We start from the raw sequence: 22,283 nt of genomic DNA, 5'->3' as shown, positions 1-22,283 counted from the left end.
TTACATCCTGCGTGATTATACGATTATTCCGTACCTTGCGAGGCAGTCGTATCCACCTGCTCATCCGACTTCTTCTTCGGTGTGCCCGTCAAGCCGTACACTTCATCATACGCGTCGAACATCGCCCGTGCAATAGGAGCGGCACCATACGACCCGTAGCCGCCCTCCGGCACCACAACGGCGACGGCAAGCTTCGGCTTCTCCGCTGGCGCATAAGCGATGAACACCGCGTTGTCTACCCGTCCTCCGGCTACATCCATCTGCGACGTACCCGTCTTGCGGTAGAACGAATACGGGAAACCATCGAAGCCGTGGACGTTAACTTTCAGCATGCCGTCCTCGACGACATTCCAGTACTCTTCTTCGATCTGCGTCTTGTTCAACTCTTCACGACCGAAGGTCTTCACGACTTGACCGCTGCCGTCGGTAATCTTGCTCACTAACTGCGGCTTAATGCGCGTGCCCCGGTTCGCCAGCGTGGCGGCAAATTGGGCGAGCTGCAAGGTCGTATATTTCCCTTGCTGGCCGAAGGAGGCATAGACGAGCGCGGATTGTGCGTTATTGCGCTCAGCCTCGAGCAAATAATCTTTGGATCCCGATTGCTCGCGCGGCAGACCGCTTTCCGTTAGCACGCCGAGTCCGAAGGCGTCCATATACTCGTCCCATATATTCAGCCCGTTGCGCCCGTTGATCATCGGCATCGAATAGAGACGCTTCCCGATCATATCGACCATGAAGGCGTTGGAGGACACTTCCAATGCACGCGAAGCTCCGATGCGTCCATAGCTGACATTGCTCGAGTTCCATACCCTGGTCTCGTAGCCAGCGCGCCCGAACTGGGCGTAACCGCCATCGTAATAGGTCTCCCCTAGAGTGAATAGCTTCTCCTGAAGACCGATCAGCACGGACAGCGGCTTCATCGTCGAGCCAAGATAGACGACCGAACCCGGATGCTTCATCCGCTCTTTGTCATCTTCATAAGGAGCCGGTACGTCGCGGATTGCTCCGTTCATTAAATAGTATTGGTATTGGTCATAATCCTCGGGAGTGATCGATCCGTTCCGCCACACGTTCGGATCGTAATCCGGCATGCTCGCCATCGCAATGATATTCCCGGTGTCGACCTCCATCGCTACCGCATAGCCGGTGCGTGCATACGGCGCCCGCTCCGAGCGGTTCGAAGAACTCCTGATCCGCTCCAGCGTCTGCATGATCGCGTCCTCAGTCGCCTCTTGGACATCGCGATGAATCGTCAGATGGATATCGTCGCCGCGCTGCGGCTTCGTCTGCTCCATTGGTCCGATGATGCGGTTCGCCACGTTGACAGGGAACTTCTTGACCCCGTTCAATCCCCGCAGCTCTTCTTGGTACATCAGCTCGATGCCGTCGAAGCCGACATCCTCGTAATCGAGATACTGTTCCTCGGACGTTGTCGTAGCGCGATTATTAAAAATATCGTTATAATACCCCGGATTGTCGCGCACGCCCTTGAACTTCTTCAAATACCCGACCGTCTGCACCGCCATCGGCTCGTAGTGGCGCACGCTGTCCTCAATGATATCGATGCCAGAGAACTCCGGCTTATGCTCCAGGAAGTAGGCCACTTCCTTCTGGGTCAGGCCGGTCTTGATAATGCGCGGCGTATACGTAAAATTGACACGCGCCGACAGATCCATCAGATCGTTGTAGATGACATCGGCGGTCAGCGGCGTATCATCAGGTTCGCCGTACTCCTTGAACACGTCGGCCAACCGCTGGGCCAAGAGCTTCGCCTCTTCCCGATTTTTCTTCTGTGTGTCGGTCAGCTCCGCCTTCTTCGGATCCCCGTAATTTTTCTCGATATTAAAATATAAGGACTGGGTCGAGGTCGAATACGCGACCTGATCTCCGGACGCATCATAAATCGAGCCCCGAAGCGGAGGGATAGGCGTCTCCTTATAACCGAGCTGCGCTTCCTTCTCCTTCAGGCTTGGGCCTTCCACGAACTGCAGTATCGCTAACCGGACGATAAGAACGGAAAACACGGCAAACGTAACAAAAAAGAATATATTCAGCCGATGCGAAAAATTGCGCCGGTTGATGACTTCACGCTTTTCTGGATCATGATGGGGATGATTCACTGCTCTATCAACCTTTCTCCCACTTTAACTTGCTTCCCAACCATTTTAGCATAGATAGGAATTCCCCTTCAAAGGCCTACATACCAACATCGTGACCATATTCACGTCTGGCAGCATCTGCCTGCTCATTGCTTCTGCTTCGCCTTGTCAATGAATTCACGCAACGTATCGTTGATATTCCATTCACCGAGTGGTACGCCGCTGAACGACACGTTTACTTTGCCGCTGTCCAACTTCCCTGTCAGCACCAGACTCGGCGTCTTGATGGTGTACGTTCCGTCCTTCTCAGCCGTATACGTCGCTTTTTTCGCTTCATCGAGCATCGCCTGGATCGCCTGCTCCTTCAGCTTCTGTACCGACTCATCCTTCACGTTCGTGACCACCTGATTGATATTATCCCATGTGATGCCGCTGTACACGGCGACCGCGGCAATAATCACCAACACAAGCGCCCATTTGACCATCGTCTTCACGAAGCTGACAATAACGAATAAGACAATGAGCGCGATAAGGAACATGAGCCAGTTCTGCTTGATAAATGCAAACCACATGTCCAACTGATTCACCTGACAACCACCTTTCCATCACGTATTATAGCATCATTCCCAGTCCTTGTGGCAATCAGCCCGCCTTGAGCGAGCGTTTCACATCTTGGGGTACTAAGTTCGTCCCTTCCTACGTACAAGTATAGCATAGCGATTTGGAGGTGACTGAACTTTGCGCTCAGTGCTGTGGCTCTATTTGTTCTTGTTCGTTGCTTTCTTTGATTTGCACGCGCAATACCCGATTTTAACCCCGTTTGCCATCTCAATCGGTGCGGCGCCCTCCTTCATCGGATTGATGATGGGGATGTACTCCTTCACCCATCTGCCGGGCAACCTGCTGGCCGGTTACGGAATCGACCGATTCGGTAGCCGGATTTTTATTGTGCTCAGTCTGATAGGCGCCGGGGTAATCATGATTGTGCAGGCCCATGTCGTCAATCCTTGGGAGCTGCTCGTACTGCGCTCTATTAGCGGATTCGTGCTCGCCTTCTTGTCACCGGCCTGCTTGTCCCTCCTCGCACGCATGGCCCGGGATCATGTGCATCAAGGGAAGCTGATGGCCGGCAACGGCCTCATTCATACGCTTGCCTCGGTCGTCTCTCCGGCCGCCGGCGCGTATCTCGTCGCCAAGATCGGGTTCGGCATGGCCTTCCAGGCGCTCGGCATGATGCTGCTCATCGTCGGCGTATTATCCTGCTTCTTCATCCGGGATATCGCCCAGGATGCCGTTTCTTTGACGCCGGATACAGAAGGCATTCCTTCACAGTCGCTTAAGCAGCCGGAAGCCATACCTGTCCCATGGCGCTTTTATTTTATGCCGCTAGCCATCTCGCTGTCCCAGGGCATTCTATTCTTCGAGCTTCCGCTGCTGGCGGACGCGCTCGAATCGATAATGCGGGCCGGCATCCTGTTCTCCGCCGTCAGCCTGGGCGCATTGTTCACGTTGAGCCTGCTGTTCCTGAACCGTTATCAACCATATACGAGGACGTGGATGGGCGCGTTTGCCTTGGCGCTGCTCTTCTTCGGATTGGCCATCCATTGGCCGGTGCCGCTGCTGGCGACGCTGTTCCTGATCGGAATGACCAAGGGAATCATATTGCCCGCGATGACCTCCCACTTAATTTTAGTAAGCGGAGGAACGCGTTTTGGCAAAATATTTTCCATCCTGGCGATCGCCTCTTCCATCGGCTTCTTTCTTGGCCCGATGATCGCAGGGCAGATTAGAGATATGACTTCTCCTTATTTTATTGCATTTGTCGTCCTTATGATTGCGGTCACGCTGCTGCCGGCAAAGCAAGCTTTTCTACCGCCTTCTCTTCTCCCCGCCACGCGCACGACACCGAGGGTGTAATACCGCCTATCGCCGCACTAGCCCATTCGGGCGGACCTGGGTATGTGCACATGCCCCGCGGCAGGCGCCGACATAGTATAGCATTGTAACAAATGACCCATCGGGAAAGCGAGGTGAAACGAGATAAGCCACTGTTACCATCCTTGCGGATTTGGTCCTACGGCTGTGGCCCCGGTAGCGAAACCGGATCCTGTCTATGGTCCCGGATTCTGGACATCGACCGGCACCATCCTCGTCCTCTACATCTTGCTCGTCATTATTTTGCGGGCGCCATTCTACTAACCGTCATTTCTGTTACGCTCTCTCCTCATGCGGCTTGCCAATCCTGGCAAGCCTCTTTGTGCTCGCACGAGAAGCCCTTGCAAGCGGCTATCCGGATTGTGGTACACTATCGATACAGAAGAATAGCGATAATAGATACAGCAGGGGGTGGCACCTTTGGATACGGTCATCATCGTGGAAGGGAAGAACGACCGCAGCCGGCTGCGGAGGCTTCTCAGCGAGGAAGTGAGTATCTTGTGCACGTTCGGCACCTTGAATACGCTCCGGACCGAGCAGCTGCACAAGAAAGCGCACGACAAGGACGTCTACTTGTTCCTGGATAATGACGCATCGGGCAAGCGGATACGCGGCATATTGCGGGATGCGTTCCCGGAAGCCGAACATATTTACACGCGCCGCGGCTACGCCGGCGTCGAAGGAACGCCTGATGATTACTTGATTCAGCAACTCGAAAAGGCGGGGCTGGACGAATATATAATATATCCGGATCCGGCCCCGCCTTTGTAAATAAGGCGGTTCACAGCAGCGCCTCGGCAAGACAGACCGCTGTGAGCTCCCTAGTGTAAGCTCCCTATATCGTTAAGCTTTTACGAGACGCGCTACATCTTTGGCGATATTTTCAGGGGAAGCCGTCTCCAAATCATTCGCGTTGTAATACTTGCGAATATTGCCGTCCTGATCAACCAGGGTGATGACGTTCAGATGTGTGAAATTCCCGTCCTCGTCCTTGAAGACGCTGGATCCGAACTCCGGCATCATCTTCGCGACCTCCTCTTCCTTGCCTCTCAGGAAGTACCAGCCGCTATAGTCGGCGTTATATTTCTCCGACCATTTCTTCATCTTCTCCAACGTATCGCGTTCCGGATCGAATGAAATCGATACGATGCTCGCCTCGGTACCGAACATCACCTTGTCCTGAAGCAGCTTCTGCACTTCAGATAAGCGGTATGTCGTCGGTGGACAGACATCCGGGCAGTTGGTGAAATAGAAATAGAACAAACGGACCTTGCCGTTCGTATCCGCTAGCGTCACCGTGCTGCCGTCCACATTTTGCATGCTGAAGTCCGGCGCCTTCTTATCGGTCAGCGGAATGTCCGGTTCCCGCGGCCAATACAGAATAGTCACCACAATCGCTAAGAAAGCGACCAGCGCCCCAAGGAAAATCTGAAAAGAATACTTCTTCGCCCACGACATGCTCCGTTCCTCCCCCTAGCTTCCCATGCGGTAACTTGGAGAATGCGTCCTTACGCTTTCCCCATCGTGTCCAGAATCATAACCAGCATATTCAGCATCAGGACGTTAATGGACCAAATGAAGTTCTTCTTTGCCCAGCCATCGGTGTCCTTTGCGCGGAAGCCCGCAATGCAAATGAACAGCCAGATCGCATGGATGACGGTGCCGAATATGCCGTAAATCATACCGCTATAGCCGTACGAATAGAACAACCAGGATACCGGCAACAGCAAGACAACGTAAGGAATCATCTGCCACTTCGTGCGGGCAATGCCCTTAACGACGGGCAGAAGCGGATAGCCGGCTGCGCGGTATTCTTCCACCCGTCGGATGCCGAGCGCCCAGAAATGCGGCGGCTGCCACAGGAACAGCAGCGCGAACAGCAAGGCCGCCCCCATATCAAGCTGGCCCATGACGGCAACATAGCCGATGACCGGAGGCATCGCTCCGGAAATACCGCCTACAGACGTGCTCCAAGTAGAAGTGCGCTTGAGCCACAACGTATATATGACGACATAGAAGAACATGCCCGCGCTGCCCACGATTCCAGTTAATACATTCACGAGGCCAAACAGCACAGCCAGCCCGGCTGCGCCCAGAATGATAGCATAGCCAAGCACGGTGTTCGGCTTCAATCGTCCTTCCGGCAGCGCACGCTTCTTCGTCCGCTTCATCTTCATATCGAAATCCCGATCGAAATAATTGTTGAATACGCATGAGGATGCGAGGACAAGCGTCGTTCCGACAAGCATCCACAGCAACGTAAGCCAGGGAATGTCCCATTTGGCCGCTACCCAAAAGCCGGCAAACGCCGCCATCAGGTTCGATCGGATGATGCCCGGCTTCGTTAATTGTATAAACTCTTTCCATAATCCGACCCGTATCGGCTCCGGCGTCAATGCAACGGAATCGGAAGACCCCCGATAAGTCATTTGTTTTTCCACGCACCGGTTCCTCCTTGTTGTGTTCAGAGAAAAGCAAAATCTTTTTCTGCCTACTGTAATTTTTATCATAGCAAATCTGTCAGAACAATAACAACGTTTCGAGGAATCGTTCATCAATTTGACATTGTCTTAAGCCGGTTATGCCTCCGGTACGATCGGAGAGCGACGGAACTCCCATATATGAAGTTTGTCTATGCCTCCGGCAATGCACGCGGTAACCTCATCCCAGCCGTCCGCTCCCTCTCTTCTGAGCTTCTTCAGCGAGGCATAGTCATCCGCCGTCGTTCCGAGCCACTGCTCGACAAATACATTCGGCTGGCCGGTTCCTTCATACAGCATAACGTCAGGCCGCTGCTTCAGCAAGTGCCGAATCGCGGTCAAGTACGTATCTCTCGCCTCCGGTAGAATACGGTATTCAACAAAGATGATTCGCTCCATCTGCTTCATGCCTGTTTCTCATCCTTTCCTAGTTTGAAAACGGCCCAATGCAGCGATCATCCGTTGGTCGAAGTTATGATGAATAAGGAAGGCGATATTCTCGATTATTTCGTCGGTTGGCTGAAGGGGTGAATCCTAGGATTCGTCCCCTGTATTCGATCCTTTGGGCTCGCGCCACAAATGCAGATCATGAAAAAGCTCCTGCAGTTGGTTGATTGATCGGTCGCTGAGACTATATAGGGTATGGGACTGGCCCGCATTCATAAATGCGCCATATTGTTCATCTTTCGACAACCATACATAATAGTTGGTATTATTGTAATGAATGCGGAAATGGGGCTGTGCCACCTTTACCATTCCCTCGATCGGTTGGGCTGACGAGATGGCTTCCGCAATGATCCGAAGATGAATGGGCTCCGTCAAGACGACGAGCAGGTGGTCCTCCTCCCCCGAGTTCATCGGCATGGAGTGGACGGTGTAGATTTCGATCTCATCCGGCTCGGGCTTGCTTATGCTTGCTAGCGTGGTCCACGCCCGGCCGGACGTTGCATGTATGTGCCACAACAATACGGAGCAGCCTATAATAAGTGCACCCAAGACCCATATGCTCAGCCGTTTCACTGCACTCATCGTTAGTCTTAAGCGCATGCATTATCCCCTTTGAGTAAATACTCATGATTATGAATCTAATTATTAGACGACAAAATGGCGGAAAAGTTGTGTTTCCGTACCATTTTATCAATATATAAAAGGCTACTCCGCGCGCAGGAGTAGCCCAAGATCAGTGCATCAATTAACGGTTGCCGCCGGATAGGGATTGCTCGGCGATTTGAACCAGGCGCTTCGTCATGAAGCCCCCGATGGAACCAGTGTCACGGGTCGTGTAATTTCCATAGTACCCGTCTTGAGGAACGGGAATTCCCAATTCCTGTGCGATTTCATATTTCATTTGCTGCAGGGCTGCGGTGGCTTGAGGAACGACCAAGTTATTCGTGCGAGATTGATTATTAGCCATGAGTTAATCTCCTTTCACATCGGTGGTTCTGGTTGTCGCAAGCTTGCAATCCTATTTTGTCCGATCTACGAAATGTTATACTTCATTCTGAAGCGATTTTTCTTTGAAAAGGAGCGGTAAACGTGAGTAAAGGATTAGCATTATGGTTCGCTGTTTCTTCCATTGTGCTGTTGACAGGAACAGCCATCATGCTCAGTCATAACCTATGGCTCAGTATCCTCTTCGCCGTCTTGGCGGTGTTCAATATCGGCTTCGGCTTTATCGTCAAGGCCCGGCGGCGTCGCAAGTCGACCTGATGCGCCGGAGGGCTGAGCCCGGCAGGCACACGTTGCTCTGCATAGGGATCCTTCCCTGTTACCATTGTCGAGACAGAGCTTATACAACGAATCCCATCCGGCGCTTCACTTCGTCCAACTGCTTCTGGGCGACTTCCTTGGCTTGTTCGGCGCCGGAGCGCAGCGCCTCTAGATGCTCGCCGTTCCGGCGCACCTCTTCATACCGCTGCTGAAGCGGATCCAGCAGGGCGACGACGCGCTCGCCCAATTCCTTCTTGAAGGCTCCGTACAGTTGTCCTTCGTACTCCGCCTCGATCTCTGCGATAGACTGGCCGGAAGCGTACGAATAGATGCTGAGCAGATTGCTGATCTCGGGCTTGTTCACCGGATCATACTTGACGAGCGCTTCGGAATCTGTCTTAGCCCGGCTCATTTTTTTTCGGATGACATTCGGCGGATCCAGCAGGGAAATGTAGCTACCCGGATTCGGATTGCTTTTGCTCATTTTTTTGGAGGCATCATCCAGCGACATAATTCTCGCCCCGACCTCCGGAATATACGGCTCTGGCATCGTGAAAAATTCGCCAAAACGATGATTGAATCGGTTCGCTACGTCACGCGTCAGCTCCAGATGCTGCTTCTGATCATCACCGACCGGAACCAGGTCTGCATTGTATAACAAAATATCGGCGGCCATCAGCGCCGGATAGACAAATAAGCCGGTACCGATCGATTCTTTGCCTGCCGCTTTATCCTTAAACTGAGTCATCCGCTCCAGTTCTCCCATGTAGGTGAGCGTCGTCAACAACCAGCCCAACTCGGCATGCTGGGGTACCTGCGATTGGAGAAAGATAGCCGACTTGTCCGGATCAATGCCGGCCGCCAAATAGATCGCGGCTACCGCCTCGGTCTGCTCCCGCAGCGCTTCCGGATCTTGCGGCACCGTAATCGCGTGCAGGTCGACGACCATGAAGAAGCACTTATGCTCATGCTGCAATTTTACGAAATTTTGAATTGCCCCGATGTAGTTGCCCATCGTCAACTGGCCGCTGGGCTGAATGCCGGATAGTACCCGTACCATTGGTCATTCACACTCCTTGTCTCTTCCCTCATTGTGTTGACTACGCCTTGATTTACACGCAAAAAAGGCCTTCCATCCAGCAAAGGGACGAAAGACCGTGGTGCCACCCTTATTCGTTCGCGTTTGGCCTGCTCTGTCGCGGCTGGACAGCCTGTAGCTGCCTAGCCCATAAATGCAATGGGACCTTGTGCGAACCTTTCTTCCTTTAACGCAGGACTTACGGCAAAGCCTACTCCTCGATTCGGCTTTACACTCCAAGGTCCATTCAGTCATCGCAGGAAGCACCGGTTCTCACCAGCCACCGGTTCTCTGAAGCCCGCCGCGAAGCCTACTTGTCCTTATCATCGATTTGTTATAAGCAGATGAATGCCAACCAGATTGAATTAGCCAATAGGATAACGAATATCGCCCCCATTGTCAAGGGGATATCATTCATCATGACTTTGCCGGGATGATTTGTTATGCTTAGAACCATATCATGCGTTTTCCAACAGGCGGTTCTCCGTACCGGCAAAGGTCGTTTGAACGCGAAGCGGGATTTTTGAACAACGTGAATTGGAAGCTGCATAGGAAAAGGAGCAATGAACATGGTTCAAGTGAACAAAGGGCAATGGAACGGTTATGAGACCTTTATACTAGAAAATGATACCTTGGCAGCTACGCTGCTCCCTGGGCTCGGCTGCAATGTCATCCGGCTGTGGGACAAGAAGGCACAGCGGGATATTTTGCGCACGCCTGCCGAGAGCGACCTGGATTATTATATGACTAAGCCTTACCACTTCGGCATTCCGATGCTGATGCCTCCGGGTCGAATCCGTCGCGGTTCGTTCACATATGACGGCGTAAACTATCAATTCGATCAGAATACGGCGAATGACAACCATATTCACGGGCTGCATCGCCTTCAGTCGTGGACGGTTATCCGGGCCGTTGCGGCGGGCAATGCTGTCGAAGTTACCGCGCAATTCCGCACCGCCAACGATGGCAACTGGATGCGGCAATATCCTGTCCCGCTGGAGTTGGAGGTCACCTTCCGCCTTCAGGGACATACGCTAACCCAGCAACTGACGATCACCAATCAGGGGGAACAATCGGCTCCGTTCGGCTTCGGCACCCATACCTGGTTCCTAATTGACGGAGAACCGAACCGGTGGACGCTGCAGGTGCCGGTGATGGGAATATATGAGCTGGACGAGGAATTGATTACGACAGGAAAGACGCTGCCGCTGGGCGACAGCAAGGGACTGCTTGAAGGCATGAATCTCCAAGGCACCGACTTCGATACCGTGTTCAGCACGGGCAAAGGCAAGCCGGAGGCGTGGTTGAGCCGGGATGACGGTTACCGTATCCGCTATGCCGGCAGTCTGCCTCACTTCAAGCACTGGGTGCTGTATACCCGAGGCACTGCCGACGAGATCATTTGCGTCGAGCCGTATACATGGCTGACCGATGCACCGAACCTTCCGTTCGGCAGCGAGAAGACGGGACTTATCGATCTGAAGCCGCAAGCCCCTGTTACATTGACCCTGGATCTCGAGATTTTCCATTCATAACGGAATGCCAGGCCGTACCCTAGGTCTGGCATTATTTACTCCTCCGTTCCTCTCCCCCCACCTACATATTTCTATTCTCGTTCTCCATACTAACGATCACAGGGAGGTGAAACAGCATGCCGAATCATGGTGGAAGCCGCTCCAACAATCTCGTGGTGCCTCAAGCGACTGCAGCTTTGCAGCAAATGAAGTACGAGATCGCGCAAGAGCTGGGGATCCCGATTCCTCAAGACGGATATTATGGCAACTATACGAGTCGTGATACAGGTTCTATCGGGGGCTTCATCACAAAGCGTCTCGTTCAAATGGCCGAGCAGCAACTAGCAGGACGTACGACTCGATAAGCGCAGACGATCTCGAGGATCGTATACCATACTTATGTCAATTGCCTGATAACACCGCAGAAGCTCTCGCCGACAGGCAGAGAGCTTCTAGTGCTGTATATGACGGCATTCCCCCGATGCTACAGCCGGCCATCAGGAGACGCGTCTATATGTGTGCGATTCAGGCTTCTTTAACATATGTACCAAATTATAATTGGATTCGAACCATGTGCTGATGTGCAAGGTGTCCTGCTTCATGGCGAAATCAAACACAATCTCTCCATGAGTCCACTGCTTCTTGTGCTTAAGAACCTCCATTGCCGTCTGGCGGAATTCCGCGACGTGCCGCTTCATCAATCCTTGGCGCAACGGCTTGATAACCCCGTTCTGACTTTCAAGCGCATCATGCTTAACGCCGAATTTGCCTATGACATCGTTGCGAATGCATACAATGACCGTGCCTCCTGTCAGTCCCAGCAGCTCCGATTCCAACTTATCAAATACCATGCTGAATTGTCTGGCCAATGATACTTCATAAGAGTCCATGACGAATCACACCTCCTCAAAAATAGAGAACTATTTTCATCGACATAAAAACAGCTCTTTAGACACATTATATAGGAGTTATTACCTTTATTCAACAGATAATCACAAAATTCCCCTTTTTCTGCAATTATGAAGATCGCTGCGATTGAATGTCCCCAATATGTCGTTCCTTTCCCGGAGCCGCTTATTCCGTCATCTGCAAGAAAAGCTCCACATCCTTGAGCGTTACATTGATAGCCGATTGCCAGAAGTCCGGCTTGGTCAGATCGACGCCAAGATGCTTACTGGCCAGGTCTTCCACCGTCATGACCGCCGTATCGCGCAGCAGTGCATCATATTTCGCAGCAAACGACTCCCCTTCTTCCAGCGCGCGCGCATACAGGCCGGTGCTGAACAAGTAGCCGAACGTATACGGGAAGTTGTAGAACGGCACATGCGTGAAATAGAAGTGCATTTTGGAAGCCCAGAAATGCGGATGCGGTGAACCTAGCACCCCGCAGTATGCTTCTTGCTGCGCTTCTTCCATCAATGCACAGATTTGTTCGCTCGACAGCAGCCCCGCTTTGCGCTTCTCATAGAAGCGGGTCTCGAACAGGAAGCGCGCATGGATATTCATGTAGAAAGCAATCGATCGCTGAATCTTGTCTTCGAGCAGTCCCAACTTTTCCTGCTCATCCTTCGCCCCCTTTACAGCCGAATCGGCTACGATCATTTCAGCGAAGGTGGAGGCCGTCTCTGCGACATTCATCGCGTAGCGCTGGGCGAAGGCCGGCAGTCCGTCCATCACGTGCTGATGATAACCGTGCCCCAGTTCATGCGCCAGTGTCGATACGTTGGAAGGCGTGCCCGCATAGGTCATGAAAATGCGTGTCTGGTTGCTGACCGGCAAGAAGGTGCAGAAGCCGCCCGGCCGCTTCCCAGGCCGATCCTCTGCCTCAATCCAGCGATTCTCGAACGCGCGCACCGCGAAGGCCGCCATCCGCGAGCTGAACTTGCGGAACTGCTCGACGATTGCCTCCGCTCCATCATCATAGCTGATGGTCGTCTGGCTTATGCCGATCGGAGCGTCCACGTCGCACCAACTCAGCTTCTCTACCCCGAGAAGCTTCGCCTTCCGCTCCAAATATTGAACGAACTTCGGCTTATTGCTGACAATCGTATCCCACATCGCATTCAGGGTCGCTTGCGACATCCGGTTTTTGGCGAGCGGCTCCTGCAGGACATTGTCCCAGCCACGGCGTTCGTACAGCTTCAGGCGGAAGCCGGCAATATGATTTAGGGCAGCGGCGCAGAAATCGGCCTTGTCGCTCCATTCCTGCTCCCACAGCTTGAACATCTCTTCGCGGACACGGCGATCCGGATGCGAGAGCTTATTGTGAGCCTGTCCTGCCGATAATTGCTGGGTCACGCCGTTCTCCTCGTAATTGATGCGCACATGGGAGACAACGGTATTATACATCTCCGCCCAGCCATGATAGCCATCCACCGCGAGATCTCCAGCAAGCGCTTCCAGTTCCGGCCCTAGCTTCTCCTCGGCCATCTCGCGGCGTTCATTCAGATTGAAGGCCACCCCTTCCATCTCCGGCAGCGCCAGGAACCGGGACCACAGCTCATCCGGCATTCTACGAAGCAGTTCGTCATACAACGCATCGATCGCGACCACTTGCGCCGACAGCGCCGACTTGCGTCCTGTCAAGTGTACTGCTTTCTTGTCATGAAGGTTCTGAGCGGTCAGACAACTGACAAAGGCGCCCGTCTCTTGCATCCGACGGTTCATATCCTGCAGTCGGGTGGTCATGTTCGCTAGCGCCGGGATGCTGTCCTGGCTGAGCGGAGTCAATATCTCTTTCAGTTCCCGGTTCAACAGAGCCAAGTCCTGTTCGATCGCGGCGAATGATTGTTGAAGTGCTTCTGAATCGGATCCTCCCGGAAAGATCGATTCCAGATCCCATGTCCGATGTAACGGATGTTGCATCATTGCGGATACCCCTTTCTTTTCTTTGGAATAAAAAATAACTGAAGCATTTGAGTTTTGCATGTTGAGTGTGTATAACTAAACTATAGCAAAAAGTGGAGCAACCCGCATAGAAAGGATGGCGACTCGATGAAACCTTTGCCAATATCGGCGGATACCGCCGTCAAGCTGTCCCAGGCGCTGGGCGTCCCCATAGAACAGCTCATTCATATGCCGCAGCATATTCTGATGAAGAAGCTGGCCGAACTGACGGCCGCAGCGGAGAAGGAACCGGCCGAACCGGCGGCCGATTCCGATAGGGAGCGTTCACCATGATTCCGTTCGAGAATACGGTTCCTTATGACATCATTATGGGGGATATGTATATTCCAGAGTGCCCTTTTTGCCATACGGACAATGTGCTTGTATCGCTTAAGCCGAAGGAACTTCCCGACATTCGCGACGGGAAGAAACGGCTGCTCATCATGCCCTGCTGCCATAACCGGATCGTCGTCCTCGATGCCGATCGTGACTATTTGCTGGCGGATCGGAAGATTCGCTAGCTCCCCGGTTCTCCGTCTCCATCAGAACGGCAGGCTCTCCAGATGTTCCTTCCCTTCCTCTGCTTTCTGCATTTCCTCACGCAACTGATGCCACGGTTCGCGCGCGATCCGAATTATCGCCGTGTTATATAAGCCTCCATCGCGAAGCGCAAATAGCGTTGCTCCTCGCCATCATCCCGCGGGGGCCTACTCAATGTGATGCTTCAGGTTCCCGGAAAAACAAAAAACGCTGAATCCTTCAGCGCTTGCGTAAAATGGTTAACCTTCCCAATCTTCTTCCGGTGGTCCCATTAACGACTCTCGAATGACGTAGACGAAAGCGCAAACTAGGATGCCAGCAATAATGCTCATCCGTATCACCCCTAACGAACGCGTTCCATCTCTCTATACTTGTATTTTATCATAATTATTTTCAAAATAATACGAATATATGCAAACGTTTTCTTTACATTTTGATTACAGAATTATTGCGGGACGAAGGACGGGCGGCTTCACGCCTGTCATGATTGTCCCTTTCCTCTCATAAACTTGAAAGTATGGCCTGCTCATGCGTAACAGGAAAGGAGAGTGCTTTGTATGAACCGCAGGACAAGCCTTATGCTCCTTATCGCGGGGGTGTTGAGCGCTTTTGCGGCCTTGATGGCCATTTACCCGTCTGCCGCCTTCAGTTCGGCGGTTCGCGGCCTATCGATATGGTGGGACGTCCTGTTCCCTTCCCTGCTCCCGTTTTTCATCATCTCCGAAGCGCTGCTCGGCTTCGGCATCGTCCATTTTATCGGTGCGCTGCTCGATCCTGTCATGCGGCCGCTGTTCCGCGTGCCTGGCATTGGCGGCTTCGTCGTCGCCATGGGCTATGCGTCCGGTTACCCTGTCGGTGCGAAGCTGACGACGAGGTTGCGGGCCAATCGGTTAGTCACCCGCGAGGAGGGGGAACGGCTCATCGCCTTCACCTCCACCTCCGACCCGATATTCCTGATCGGTGCCGTAGCCGTCGGCTTTTTCGGCAATGCCGGCCTCGCCCTCATCTTGGCGGTCGCCCATTATGGCGCCGGACTCATCACCGGCATCATGATGCGCTACCATGCGCCCGCATCGCCGATGACCCCTTCGCAAGGCGCTATCTGCGAGTTCGAAGGCTCCCTGTTCCGGCGGGCGTTCCGAGCGATGCATCAGGCGAGACAGCAGGACAGACGCTCGCTCGGTACGCTGTTGCAGGAGGCGATCGGTTCCTCGCTTCGGCTGATGACCGTAGTCGGCGGACTCGTCGTCTTTTTCTCCGTATTGATGGAAATGCTCGCCTGCATCGGCGTCATGAATAGGATCGACCACCTGCTGCAATCGGCCTTGGCGTTGTTCCATTTGTCGCCTACGCTCGCACCGGCCTTCTCCGGCGGCATATTCGAGGTAACCCTCGGCGCCAAGGGAGCCGGGAAGGCCGACGCATCCGGGATTCGCCCACAGGTGGTAGCGGCAGCCTGGATCCTGTCCTGGGCAGGGCTTTCCGTTCACGCTCAGATCGCGAGCATTATGAACGAATGCGATATGCGGTACCTCCCTTTCCTTGCAGCTCGGATGCTCCATAGCTTGTTGGCGGCAGCGGCGGCCTATTTTCTCTTCCCGCTGCTGGCACCGTACGCAGGAGCAACAGCGGTCTGGATCCCCTCCCCGGTATGGGCCCAATCTCCCCCCCCTTGGGAGACCGCTTGGCTTTCCTTGTGCGGCGGATTATGGACGCTGCTGATGGTATGCTGCCTGCTGTTAGCCGCTTCCCTCCTGATCGATACCTGGCAGCGGCTGCAGAGATAGCAGACGGAGGGATTCTTGTCGAAAACACGATTGTAATCCGACAGCAGAACGTATAAGATGGAGTTGATATGTTCCACAATACCGTTCGACAAAGGAGTCAACGCCTTGAAATATGCAGTATTGAACCGGGGAGACGAATTGTCCGTCTCTTTGACAGAGACGTTTCATCGTTTGGCTGAGGCGCGTGGACTGGTGCAAGATGACGAAAAACCGGAAACCGTTCTGTCCATCGGCGGGGACGGCACGATGCTGCAAGCCTTTCACCGCTACATCAACCGGATAGACCACACCGCCTTCGTCGGGATTCATACGGGGCATCTTGGTTTTTATGCCGACTGGAAGCCGGATGAGATCGAACTACTTGTCCACATGATGGCAGAGAACCGCTCCAAGGATCAGCTCCCCCCCCGGATCGTCAAATATCCGCTGATCGAGCTTGAGCTTGACAGGGAGGATACGGGCAAGAAGACCTATTTCGCCTTGAATGAATTTACGCTGAAATGCACTGACAATACATTGGTCTGTCAGATCGACATTAATGATGAATTATTTGAAATGTTCCGCGGAGACGGAATCTGCGTATCGACGCCATCGGGAAGCACCGCCTACAATAAGAGCTTGGGCGGCGCCATGGTTCACCCTTCCATTCCGGCCATCCAATTGGCTGAGATTGCATCGATTAACAACCGGGTGTTCCGGACACTCGGATCATCCTTGATCCTGCCGAAGCATCACCATTTCGACATTCGACCGCGGCAAGGGCAGAACCTGCTGCTGTCTATCGATCATATCCATATCCGGCTGTCTCATTTGCGCTCGGTTCGCTGCCGAGTCGCGGAACAGCGGGTCACCTTCGTTCGCTATCGGCCGTTCCCGTTCTGGAAGCGCGTCCGTGAAGCCTTCCTCGGATATGATGAGAACGGCTACTCCCCGACGAATTAGATGATCGGTACACGCAACAACACCTCCCGCTTCGCATGATGCGATAAGGGAGGTGTTCGTATTTATAGCCGCGATCAGGAACGGTTGTCCTTCGGGGGACGTGGTACCTTCGCGGATACCTTCGCGATATCCGAGTGCTTGGTTTCACTGGAATAATGGCCTCGGTTCTTGTGACGATGGCGCGAACGCGGCTTGCGATCCTGCACGTCCGGCTTCGCCTGAGGCTCGGCATCGAATTCTAGGGTCGGGACTTTCGGCTGGAGCGAGGTGCCCTGCTTCGTCGCGGCATACTCCCTATTGCCCGTCGGAGCCCTGTGCGTCTCCTCCTCCCCCCCGTTGTCCTGGGATTGGCGATAGCGCGAATCTTTGCTGCTCAGCTTCTCCACGATGAAATAAGCACAGCCGAAATTACAGTATTCGTTAATATAATCCATAATGCCGGAGGAAGTCGTGTCCTTCGTCGACTTCGGATGATTATCCCGGAAGAAGCCTTTCAGCCGCAACTGATTGTATCCCCAGTCGCCTACGATATAATCATACCGTTCCAGCACTTCGCTGTACCGGTCGCGGAATGCCTCTGGATTCCACGCGTTCTTATGCTCCTGAATCACTTCATATGTCTGGCCGCTAATGTGGAACATCCTCGTTATTCCTCCTTCCCGTAACCCCGGATTGCGTCAAAGCCATGGCCCGCTTCGGCAGCTATCCCGTTAGCAGCCGACCGCTTACGACGTGGACATGGCCTGATGGGCCGATTTCACTTGTTCATGCGCATGATACGAACTCCGAACGAGCGGCCCCGATTCGACATGGCTGAAGCCCCGCTTCATTCCTTCCTGCTTCAGCTCAGCGAATTGATCCGGATGATAGTATTTGGCGACATCCAAATGCTTCGGCGACGGCTGCAAATATTGTCCCAGCGTCAAAATATCGCACTTGACCCCTCTCAAGTCATCCATGGCTTGTAAAATTTCATCCCATTCCTCACCAACGCCGAGCATAATGCTCGACTTGGTCGGGATGTCCGGCTGCATCTCCTTCGCCTGACGCAGCAGTTCCAGGGAACGGGAATATTTCGCTTTGGCCCGCACCCGGTTGGACATTCGCTCTACCGTCTCAATATTATGATTCAATATATCCGGCTTCGCGTCCATCACGACACGCAGCGCATCCCAGTTTCCCATAAAATCGGGAATAAGCACTTCCACACTGCAGAATGGCATACGACGGCGAATCGATCGAATCGTCTCCGCAAAGATGGAGGCCCCACCGTCCTGCAGATCGTCCCTTGCCACAGAAGTGACGACGCAATGGCGCAAGCCCATGCGCTCAGCCGCTTCCGCTACACGTTCCGGCTCCTTCAGATCCAATTCGGTCGGCATGCCGGTATTGACCGCACAGAAGCGGCAAGCACGCGTGCAGATATCACCCAAAATCATAAATGTTGCGGTGCGGTTGGCCCAACACTCGTAAATGTTCGGACACCGCGCCTCCTCGCATACGGTATGAAGCGTTTTTGAGCGCATCATATCCTTGATTTCGGAATAATTTTCTCCTGTGGTCAGTTTGATGCGTATCCAGTCTGGTTTCTGCTCTTTCGTTTTCATCGAGTCATTACCTTCTTTCTCCGTTCGCTTTACCTTGACCTCAATACAGTATTATACCATGAACCCTCCAAATTCCACACCTGCATGTCCAGGTTCGGATAAAAAGCCCGTTCGTGCACATTCTAACATTAGATCTGTATTTGGGACAGGTATAAGGAGGGAAATAATTACGCATGAAGCAAGCTGCCATATTATGGGCCGGCTTGGCGCTATGGGCCGTCATCAGCTCGCCGATGGACGCCTGGTCGGCAGGAAAGAAGGATGAACTCCATCCGATCGCATATTCAGTGCCCGAATCCGTCTCGACGCACCCTAAGCCCGTCACGGTGAGCATATGGCGGGAACGGCGGGACTTATACGAAAAGATGGGAGCCTTAACCGGCATTCCCTGGTACCGACTTGCGGCTATCGATCAATACGAGCGGACCTTGACGAAAGCCAAGCCAAAGCAGCGTCAGCATCCGGAACGGTTGACCGGCGTATATATCGAGCCGCCGAAGTGGGTCGGCATACTGAATCCGGATTGGGAAGATGAGAACCCGGTCTCCATCTCGATGTTCAAGGGGATGGGCCGCGACGGCTCCGGAGACGGACGGGCCGATATGAACAATGACACCGACTTGCTGTACAGCGTAGCCTCCTTTGTCGGCTCCTACGGCTTGAGCGAGGACGATTTCGGCACCGGACTGTGGAATTACTACGCCAACCCGCGCGCCGTGCAGCGTGTGATGCAGTTCGCCCGTCTCTATGAACATTTCGATCAGCTTCAATTGTTCGACACGGCCTTCCCCCTTCCCGTAACCACCAACTATTCATATCGCAGTACCTGGGGGATGGGGCGACATTACGGAGGATTCCGCATTCACGAAGGAACCGATATTTTCGCCGGTTACGGCGTTCCCGTCCGCAGCACCTGCTACGGCATCATCGAGGTCAAAGGCTGGAACCGCTACGGCGGCTGGCGGATCGGCATCCGCGATATCAACAACAATTACCATTACTACGCCCACTTGTCCGGATACCATAAAACCATAAAAATCGGCGACATCGTCACCCCCGGACAGGCGATTGGCTGGGTCGGCAGCTCCGGCTACGGCCCCCCCGGCACCTCAGGCAAATTCCCGCCGCATCTCCATTTCGGCATATACCGGGATCGCGGGCTGGTGGAATATGCCTACGATCCGTATCCACTGCTGCGACAGTGGGAACTGGCCGACAAGCATAAGCTGAGGAGGCGGCGCCACACCTCTTCGCTTCACCCGAAGACTCCAGCCGTAGTCCCGGCGAACAACGGGACAAAGCAGCGGCACTTCATTGGTCTGTACGCTTGCCGTTAACCGGTTATCTATGGCACAGTGAGACGCGAAACTTCATAGCTGGATAGCTTACCGATAATGCCGAAGTGTCAGCCGTTACGCCCCCTAGAAAAGCGATTCCGCTCCGGATCGCTTTTTTCGTGTTTATGTACAAGGAGTCCGCAACCGCTTTCCCTTTTCCCGGCAAAGGCAAGAACCAGGGCTGACGTGAGCCGGTTCTCCATTCTTTTTATTGCTCTGTCGCTGACGGCGATAGCTCGGTTCCGCCAGACGGCTCGCCCGGTGGTGGGACCATCTCTGTATGTACTGGTACGCTAAGGTTGTCTTGGTCCGAGGAATTGACGGCGCCGGATGACGGCAGGACCGGCAAAGACAGGGCAGGTGCTTTATCCCGGTTGCTTCCGACGGGCTGCCCTTTGCCATCGTAGTAGTACATAGGCACATCGCCAACGACGAGGAGATACGAGATCGGGATTTCCGTTTCCACGACTTCAGGCTCCAGATCGAACGGGATCACAATCGCTACTTCCTCAATGACTCTAATATAAACCTCCACCAGCACCATATTGATGCCGACATCCATCGGCCGGGTGCTCAACTCGACCTTCGCTGCACCCTGCGGCTCCATCCAGAAAGGGACCCTTGGACCGAAGGAGGCAATAAGCGGACTACCTAACGCTTGCCCGAGCGGAACATGTTCTTTCAATTCCTTGGTCTGCTGCAGCATCCGCTGTACGATCTCGACCGTCTCAGACGTTATCCGCATATGTTCGTTATAATTCAAGACGAAGCTCGTTACTTTGCCCCGTGAATCCGTCTTCCATTCGATTAGCTTATCCAGCTCCCGGTCCCTCATCACCTGATCGGTAATCGCTCTGTTAATCGCTTGCGTCGCGATTTGCTTGGCCCGGATTTTGGCGAGATGCATGAGCGGCCCGCGCACATGCTTATCTACATACACGAACAGCTGTACCGTCAGCAGCGTCATAATAATGAGCGCAAAGAACACATATTTGCGTTTGCGGCGCGGCTTGGACGGCTTTCCCCCTTGCCAGGCAGGGCCTAAAGGGACCTTGCTACGCAGGCTTCCGCCCCAAACTCTGCGGGAATACCATCCCGAAGGCTTGCGCGGTTGAATCGAGATGCGCGGCAGACGCCACCGTGTCGATCGGAAGCCGCGGGAACGCCATCTGGCCATACCTCTTTGCTCCCCCTTTCCGGCCTCGAATAACATGGTTGGCCTGTACGATTCCAGTCTATGCGACCATCATCCAAAAAAGAAGGATACCCTTATGCGACTTCGAAGGAAGAAGCGGCGCTGACTTTGCTTACAAGTGAAATCGCTGTCCCGAATTAGTTTAGGCTTACCAACTGTGCTCTCGCATGGGGGACGATTGTCCGAATACATGCCACATTAACCGATAATGGTGGTGCCTTCGTCACTTTTGTATTCTAAAATATCTCCAGGCTGACATTCCAAAGCCTTACAAATCGCCTCTAAAGTTGATAGTCGAATCGCTTTTGCCTTTCCATTTTTCAATATAGAAAGGTTAGCCATTGTTATTCCAACCCGCTCCGAAAGTTCTGTTACGCTCATTTTTCTTTTAGCCAACATTACATCAATATTGATTATAATCGCCACGTTATTCACCTCAGACCGTCAAATCATTTTCTGATTTTATATCAATAGCCTCTTTTAAAAGCTTTTGGAGAACAGCAGCAAAAACAGCAATCACCATGGAGGCAAAAACGATGACCATTCCGATCACTATGAAACCTGGGGCATCGTCTTTGTCCCCTATGAGATAGAAGAGTGGCATGCCTACCACATACAAGCTACTGATTGTGATTGCACAGTATTTTATATTCTTTAAAACTCGTACAGATAATTCCGAGAAAGCTTTGTTCTTGTCAATATAGCTTAAAAGTTTAAATGCTTGATACAGAGCAAAGTAAAATGGGATCACCGTTGCATACAAATCGATGAAAACGAGATATTTTATATAAGTATTACCCGGATACAATTCTGCTGCAAAATTCGCTATCCCTGGCACCAAAAAGATGCACAAAGCAAGAACTGGGATTCCAATAAGAAAAACAGTTACCTTTAAAAAGAGTGTTGTTCCTCGTTCCATAAAAGCCCCTCACTTATTCTAAATTTAATTTGACTTTAACACAAAATTTATCGTTTTACAATAAAAAATTATCCTATTAAATACATTATTATTGTTATTGGGTAGATGAGAGCAAGTTCAAATCACAGGAGGTTGCCTCATGACAAAACAACGCCGACAATAGTGCAGCATGTGCGGCAGGTGTATGCCTGCCGGCACGGTGAGCGCCATGAACTACATACGCCGATTGTGACGGCTCCAATGCCTCGGCCCGC

Annotated in this window: 26 protein-coding genes and 1 other annotated feature; of the genes, 11 read left to right on the top strand and 15 right to left on the bottom strand. The window is 53.0% G+C overall.

The genetic code is table 11. From position 1 onward, the window contains the following. Window positions 1–23: 23 nt before the first annotated feature. Complete coding sequence (locus PPOP_RS06480; RefSeq protein ID WP_006285334.1) at window positions 24–2,120, bottom strand: peptidoglycan D,D-transpeptidase FtsI family protein; 2,097 nt, start codon at window positions 2,118–2,120, stop codon at window positions 24–26. A 125-nt stretch (window positions 2,121–2,245) separates the two neighbouring features. Next, a complete protein-coding gene (locus tag PPOP_RS06475; RefSeq protein ID WP_006285333.1) occupies window positions 2,246–2,686 on the bottom strand; it encodes a hypothetical protein in 441 nt (146 codons plus the stop codon). 151 nt (window positions 2,687–2,837) lie between these two features. On the opposite strand from PPOP_RS06475, the gene PPOP_RS06470 reads away from it, so the two are divergent. The 3 genes from PPOP_RS06470 (at window position 2,838) to PPOP_RS06465 (ending at window position 4,805) form a co-directional block, all read left to right on the top strand. Continuing rightward, window positions 2,838–4,016, top strand: coding sequence for an MFS transporter (locus PPOP_RS06470; protein WP_006285332.1), 1,179 nt, complete (start codon window positions 2,838–2,840; stop codon window positions 4,014–4,016). A 165-nt stretch (window positions 4,017–4,181) separates the two neighbouring features. Beyond that, the gene (locus tag PPOP_RS23880) at window positions 4,182–4,298 is read left to right on the top strand and encodes a sporulation protein YjcZ (RefSeq protein WP_148277851.1); all 117 of its coding nucleotides are present in this window, start codon (window positions 4,182–4,184) and stop codon (window positions 4,296–4,298) included. Between the two features lie 156 nt (window positions 4,299–4,454). Further along, window positions 4,455–4,805 (top strand): toprim domain-containing protein, encoded by a 351-nt coding sequence (locus PPOP_RS06465; RefSeq protein ID WP_042227649.1) that lies wholly within the window; start codon window positions 4,455–4,457, stop codon window positions 4,803–4,805. 72 nt (window positions 4,806–4,877) lie between these two features. Here the strand turns inward: PPOP_RS06465 and PPOP_RS06460 are convergent, their stop codons facing one another. From PPOP_RS06460 to PPOP_RS06440, 5 genes are all read right to left on the bottom strand, one after another. Continuing rightward, window positions 4,878–5,492, bottom strand: a complete 615-nt coding sequence (locus tag PPOP_RS06460) for an SCO family protein (protein ID WP_006285330.1) — start codon at window positions 5,490–5,492, stop codon at window positions 4,878–4,880. A 50-nt stretch (window positions 5,493–5,542) separates the two neighbouring features. Further along, the gene (gene cyoE / locus PPOP_RS06455; RefSeq protein WP_006285329.1) at window positions 5,543–6,475 is read right to left on the bottom strand and encodes a heme o synthase; all 933 of its coding nucleotides are present in this window, start codon (window positions 6,473–6,475) and stop codon (window positions 5,543–5,545) included. Between the two features lie 138 nt (window positions 6,476–6,613). Continuing rightward, window positions 6,614–6,922: a hypothetical protein gene (locus tag PPOP_RS06450; protein WP_006285328.1), complete on the bottom strand. Its 309-nt coding sequence runs from the start codon at window positions 6,920–6,922 to the stop codon at window positions 6,614–6,616. A gap of 126 nt (window positions 6,923–7,048) precedes the next feature. Continuing rightward, window positions 7,049–7,561 (bottom strand): YhfM domain-containing protein, encoded by a 513-nt coding sequence (locus tag PPOP_RS06445; RefSeq protein ID WP_006285327.1) that lies wholly within the window; start codon window positions 7,559–7,561, stop codon window positions 7,049–7,051. A 145-nt stretch (window positions 7,562–7,706) separates the two neighbouring features. Beyond that, window positions 7,707–7,928: an alpha/beta-type small acid-soluble spore protein gene (locus tag PPOP_RS06440; RefSeq protein WP_006285326.1), complete on the bottom strand. Its 222-nt coding sequence runs from the start codon at window positions 7,926–7,928 to the stop codon at window positions 7,707–7,709. A gap of 122 nt (window positions 7,929–8,050) precedes the next feature. Here PPOP_RS06440 and PPOP_RS22575 point away from each other — a divergent pair, with 122 nt between their 5' ends. Continuing rightward, on the top strand, window positions 8,051–8,224 hold the full coding sequence (locus PPOP_RS22575) for a DUF5325 family protein (protein WP_006285325.1): 174 nt from the start codon (window positions 8,051–8,053) through the stop codon (window positions 8,222–8,224). 79 nt (window positions 8,225–8,303) lie between these two features. On the opposite strand, the gene trpS is transcribed toward PPOP_RS22575, so the two are convergent. Next, window positions 8,304–9,284, bottom strand: coding sequence for a tryptophan--tRNA ligase (trpS, locus tag PPOP_RS06435; protein WP_006285324.1), 981 nt, complete (start codon window positions 9,282–9,284; stop codon window positions 8,304–8,306). An 80-nt stretch (window positions 9,285–9,364) separates the two neighbouring features. Continuing rightward, window positions 9,365–9,638 (bottom strand) — a binding site (T-box leader). 233 nt (window positions 9,639–9,871) lie between these two features. On the opposite strand from trpS, the gene PPOP_RS06430 reads away from it, so the two are divergent. Further along, entirely contained in the window at window positions 9,872–10,837 is a 966-nt protein-coding gene (locus PPOP_RS06430) for an aldose 1-epimerase (protein ID WP_006285323.1), read from the top strand. Window positions 10,838–10,953: 116 nt separating this feature from the next. Next, complete coding sequence (locus PPOP_RS06425; RefSeq protein WP_006285322.1) at window positions 10,954–11,181, top strand: alpha/beta-type small acid-soluble spore protein; 228 nt, start codon at window positions 10,954–10,956, stop codon at window positions 11,179–11,181. A gap of 132 nt (window positions 11,182–11,313) precedes the next feature. On the opposite strand, the gene PPOP_RS06420 is transcribed toward PPOP_RS06425, so the two are convergent. Then, entirely contained in the window at window positions 11,314–11,706 is a 393-nt protein-coding gene (locus PPOP_RS06420) for a hypothetical protein (protein ID WP_006285321.1), read from the bottom strand. A gap of 184 nt (window positions 11,707–11,890) precedes the next feature. Beyond that, window positions 11,891–13,681, bottom strand: a complete 1,791-nt coding sequence (locus tag PPOP_RS06415) for a M3 family oligoendopeptidase (RefSeq protein ID WP_042227664.1) — start codon at window positions 13,679–13,681, stop codon at window positions 11,891–11,893. A 129-nt stretch (window positions 13,682–13,810) separates the two neighbouring features. Here PPOP_RS06415 and PPOP_RS06410 point away from each other — a divergent pair, with 129 nt between their 5' ends. The 4 genes from PPOP_RS06410 (at window position 13,811) to PPOP_RS06395 (ending at window position 16,971) form a co-directional block, all read left to right on the top strand. After that, window positions 13,811–13,996, top strand: a complete 186-nt coding sequence (locus PPOP_RS06410) for a YycC family protein (RefSeq protein ID WP_006285319.1) — start codon at window positions 13,811–13,813, stop codon at window positions 13,994–13,996. Next, the gene (locus PPOP_RS06405; RefSeq protein WP_006285318.1) at window positions 13,993–14,223 is read left to right on the top strand and encodes a hypothetical protein; all 231 of its coding nucleotides are present in this window, start codon (window positions 13,993–13,995) and stop codon (window positions 14,221–14,223) included. The genes PPOP_RS06410 and PPOP_RS06405 overlap by 4 nt, the downstream gene beginning before the upstream one ends. Before the next feature lie 576 nt (window positions 14,224–14,799). Beyond that, on the top strand, window positions 14,800–16,029 hold the full coding sequence (ylbJ, locus tag PPOP_RS06400; protein ID WP_006285317.1) for a sporulation integral membrane protein YlbJ: 1,230 nt from the start codon (window positions 14,800–14,802) through the stop codon (window positions 16,027–16,029). A 105-nt stretch (window positions 16,030–16,134) separates the two neighbouring features. Next, a complete protein-coding gene (locus tag PPOP_RS06395; RefSeq protein WP_006285316.1) occupies window positions 16,135–16,971 on the top strand; it encodes an NAD kinase in 837 nt (278 codons plus the stop codon). Window positions 16,972–17,045: 74 nt separating this feature from the next. Here PPOP_RS06395 and PPOP_RS06390 read toward each other — a convergent pair whose 3' ends face one another. After that, the gene (locus tag PPOP_RS06390; RefSeq protein ID WP_006285315.1) at window positions 17,046–17,612 is read right to left on the bottom strand and encodes a YutD family protein; all 567 of its coding nucleotides are present in this window, start codon (window positions 17,610–17,612) and stop codon (window positions 17,046–17,048) included. Window positions 17,613–17,696: 84 nt separating this feature from the next. Next, window positions 17,697–18,623, bottom strand: coding sequence for a lipoyl synthase (lipA, locus tag PPOP_RS06385; RefSeq protein WP_267879059.1), 927 nt, complete (start codon window positions 18,621–18,623; stop codon window positions 17,697–17,699). Window positions 18,624–18,751: 128 nt separating this feature from the next. Here lipA and PPOP_RS06380 point away from each other — a divergent pair, with 128 nt between their 5' ends. Beyond that, window positions 18,752–19,915 (top strand): M23 family metallopeptidase, encoded by a 1,164-nt coding sequence (locus PPOP_RS06380; protein ID WP_006285313.1) that lies wholly within the window; start codon window positions 18,752–18,754, stop codon window positions 19,913–19,915. A 208-nt stretch (window positions 19,916–20,123) separates the two neighbouring features. Here the strand turns inward: PPOP_RS06380 and yunB are convergent, their stop codons facing one another. The 3 genes from yunB to PPOP_RS06365 all read right to left on the bottom strand — a co-directional run bounded on the left by yunB (window position 20,124) and on the right by PPOP_RS06365 (window position 22,029). Next, window positions 20,124–21,092 carry a sporulation protein YunB gene (gene yunB / locus PPOP_RS06375; protein ID WP_052516587.1) on the bottom strand — a complete coding sequence of 323 codons (969 nt, stop codon included), beginning with the start codon at window positions 21,090–21,092 and terminating at the stop codon, window positions 20,124–20,126. A 216-nt stretch (window positions 21,093–21,308) separates the two neighbouring features. Then, on the bottom strand, window positions 21,309–21,536 hold the full coding sequence (locus PPOP_RS06370) for a helix-turn-helix domain-containing protein (protein WP_006285311.1): 228 nt from the start codon (window positions 21,534–21,536) through the stop codon (window positions 21,309–21,311). A gap of 10 nt (window positions 21,537–21,546) precedes the next feature. Continuing rightward, on the bottom strand, window positions 21,547–22,029 hold the full coding sequence (locus tag PPOP_RS06365) for a DUF2975 domain-containing protein (RefSeq protein WP_006285310.1): 483 nt from the start codon (window positions 22,027–22,029) through the stop codon (window positions 21,547–21,549). Window positions 22,030–22,283: the final 254 nt, after the last annotated feature.

It is taken from the genome of Paenibacillus popilliae ATCC 14706 (genome assembly GCF_000315235.1).
GTDB classification, from domain to species: domain Bacteria; phylum Bacillota; class Bacilli; order Paenibacillales; family Paenibacillaceae; genus Paenibacillus_B; species Paenibacillus_B popilliae.
The sequence above is the reverse complement of the archived record's forward strand: the minus strand, read 5'-3'. Positions and strand labels throughout refer to the sequence as shown.

What these genes read in the sequence shown, in the direction of transcription:
- PPOP_RS06460 (WP_006285330.1), bottom strand. Translation starts at nt 5,492, where the DNA reads ATGTCGTGGGCGAAGAAGTATTCTTTTCAGATTTTCCTTGGGGCGCTG.
- PPOP_RS06450 (WP_006285328.1), bottom strand. Translation starts at nt 6,922, where the DNA reads ATGAAGCAGATGGAGCGAATCATCTTTGTTGAATACCGTATTCTACCG.
- PPOP_RS06445 (WP_006285327.1), bottom strand. Translation starts at nt 7,561, where the DNA reads ATGCGCTTAAGACTAACGATGAGTGCAGTGAAACGGCTGAGCATATGG.
- PPOP_RS06440 (WP_006285326.1), bottom strand. Translation starts at nt 7,928, where the DNA reads ATGGCTAATAATCAATCTCGCACGAATAACTTGGTCGTTCCTCAAGCC.
- trpS (WP_006285324.1), bottom strand. Translation starts at nt 9,284, where the DNA reads ATGGTACGGGTACTATCCGGCATTCAGCCCAGCGGCCAGTTGACGATG.
- PPOP_RS06430 (WP_006285323.1), top strand. Translation starts at nt 9,872, where the DNA reads ATGGTTCAAGTGAACAAAGGGCAATGGAACGGTTATGAGACCTTTATA.
- PPOP_RS06425 (WP_006285322.1), top strand. Translation starts at nt 10,954, where the DNA reads ATGCCGAATCATGGTGGAAGCCGCTCCAACAATCTCGTGGTGCCTCAA.
- PPOP_RS06420 (WP_006285321.1), bottom strand. Translation starts at nt 11,706, where the DNA reads ATGGACTCTTATGAAGTATCATTGGCCAGACAATTCAGCATGGTATTT.
- PPOP_RS06415 (WP_042227664.1), bottom strand. Translation starts at nt 13,681, where the DNA reads ATGCAACATCCGTTACATCGGACATGGGATCTGGAATCGATCTTTCCG.
- PPOP_RS06410 (WP_006285319.1), top strand. Translation starts at nt 13,811, where the DNA reads ATGAAACCTTTGCCAATATCGGCGGATACCGCCGTCAAGCTGTCCCAG.
- PPOP_RS06405 (WP_006285318.1), top strand. Translation starts at nt 13,993, where the DNA reads ATGATTCCGTTCGAGAATACGGTTCCTTATGACATCATTATGGGGGAT.
- ylbJ (WP_006285317.1), top strand. Translation starts at nt 14,800, where the DNA reads ATGAACCGCAGGACAAGCCTTATGCTCCTTATCGCGGGGGTGTTGAGC.
- PPOP_RS06390 (WP_006285315.1), bottom strand. Translation starts at nt 17,612, where the DNA reads ATGTTCCACATTAGCGGCCAGACATATGAAGTGATTCAGGAGCATAAG.
- PPOP_RS06380 (WP_006285313.1), top strand. Translation starts at nt 18,752, where the DNA reads ATGAAGCAAGCTGCCATATTATGGGCCGGCTTGGCGCTATGGGCCGTC.
- yunB (WP_052516587.1), bottom strand. Translation starts at nt 21,092, where the DNA reads ATGGCCAGATGGCGTTCCCGCGGCTTCCGATCGACACGGTGGCGTCTG.
- PPOP_RS06365 (WP_006285310.1), bottom strand. Translation starts at nt 22,029, where the DNA reads ATGGAACGAGGAACAACACTCTTTTTAAAGGTAACTGTTTTTCTTATT.